The 1,512-nt window shown below is 43.1% G+C and carries 2 protein-coding genes; both read right to left on the bottom strand.

Annotation, left to right across the window (positions count from 1 at the left end; translation table 11 throughout):
• Positions 1-243: 243 nt before the first annotated feature.
• The gene (locus E2R66_RS28075) at positions 244-1,155 is read right to left on the bottom strand and encodes an IS3 family transposase (protein ID WP_134738015.1); all 912 of its coding nucleotides are present in this window, start codon (positions 1,153-1,155) and stop codon (positions 244-246) included.
• A complete protein-coding gene (locus tag E2R66_RS28070; protein ID WP_134738014.1) occupies positions 1,152-1,466 on the bottom strand; it encodes a helix-turn-helix domain-containing protein in 315 nt (104 codons plus the stop codon). Before E2R66_RS28070 ends, E2R66_RS28075 begins: the two co-directional genes overlap by 4 nt.
• Between the last annotated feature and the right edge of the window lie 46 nt (positions 1,467-1,512).

Raw genomic sequence — 1,512 nt, 5'->3', positions numbered from 1 at the left:
TCTGTCTCGTCCTGAAAAAAGTTTACACTTTTTTACTTTAGTCCTAACGGTTATTTACAAATATAGATTAATCCTGAATACGCTTTACATTTGCCTTGCGGGATGAAGCGGAAGCAGGCGCTGCTGGAGAGCAACCTGCCAGGAATATATCCCGTGGACGACGAAAGTAAGTTCGAATAAGGTTGTTAGCTAAGCTAATGGCCTTATTTACTTTTGAGTCCCTGATGCCTTAAAAAAACTCATCTACGTCATGGCTACCTCCGTTTCCCTGTTGCTTTGGAAATAGTTTTTCCAGTGTTGTTTAAGCTTCCCACTCATTGTGTGGGCTTGGCTTGGCGTAAGCATATCTATACTGCTGTGCAAGCGCTCATGATTATAAATATAGATCGCATTTTTTACGCCCGCTCTTGCTTTGCTAAGATCAGCATAACACTCTTCCAGAAACTCCTGCTTGATGATACCATTTACCCGTTCAGCAATTGCATTCTCCCTTGGGTCAGAATTTTGTGTCATACTGATGGCGATGTTATTGCTCTGCAGTTTTTCCACATAATCAACACTACAATACTGGCTACCTCTGTCAGAATGATGAATAAGGTTATGTTCTTTAGGCAATTGCTTCAATGCCATTTTCAAAGCTTCCACGCATCCTTCTGCACGTAGGTCTTTGCTTAAATAATAACCTGTTATCATCCTCGAATAAGCATCCGTAACGAGGCTTAGATAAGCAAAGTCGTTCTGCAATGTTATATAAGTGATATCGCTCACCCACAGTTTATTAGGGTGCAGAATTGGCACCCCGACGATCAGGTTAGGGTATTTTCGCATCCAGTGGCCCGAAAACGTCGTCCTTGGTGCGCGCCGACTGTGCCTGCGGATCAATAACCCATATGCCGAGAGCAAGTCAAATAGTTTATCCCGTCCTATTTGCATCTTGTGATGCGACAGGAACAGGCGCAGCATCTCAAACAACTTCCTAGTACCAACTCTTTTCTGACGCTCACGGATACGCAACACTTCCTGGATGATCAGTTCATCTTGTAAGGCTTCCCGTTCTATAACTGTTCTTTGCTGATAAAAAGCCTGGCGGCTATAATGAAGCAGTCTGCATAGGGCAGTAATGTGACGGCCTTTTCGATGGCCAACATTTGTCACTGCTTCAAGCCAAACTTTTTTCGCAGGTTAATACCCGTATGCTCCTCCGATAGCCGTAACATCTCCTCTAATAATTCGCTCTTTAACTTGGCTTCTTCCAGTTGCTTTTGCAATACCCTAATGTCCGTTTCCCGTTCTTCAACAGACAAATTATCTACCGTCGGCTCCTGTTCTCTGAACTTGCGCACCCACGTCTGAATCGTTCTCGCATTAACTCCGTATTTCGACGACAGCGCAACAAATGTCTCTGTCCCTGTTAAATATTCTGATATGATCTCGTGCTTTTTATGCACTTTTTCTTTCCTTACCATGATTTAATGATTTACTAATTTAGTAAACCTATTTCAGGACGAGACA

Origin of the sequence: Mucilaginibacter psychrotolerans (genome assembly GCF_004519315.1) — a bacterium.
GTDB classification, from domain to species: domain Bacteria; phylum Bacteroidota; class Bacteroidia; order Sphingobacteriales; family Sphingobacteriaceae; genus Mucilaginibacter; species Mucilaginibacter psychrotolerans.
This window is presented reverse-complemented; position numbering and strand designations above follow the sequence as displayed.

Bases quoted from the DNA above. Each gene is read 5' to 3' on its own strand.
- E2R66_RS28070 (WP_134738014.1), bottom strand. From the start codon at position 1,466: ATGGTAAGGAAAGAAAAAGTGCATAAAAAGCACGAGATCATATCAGAA.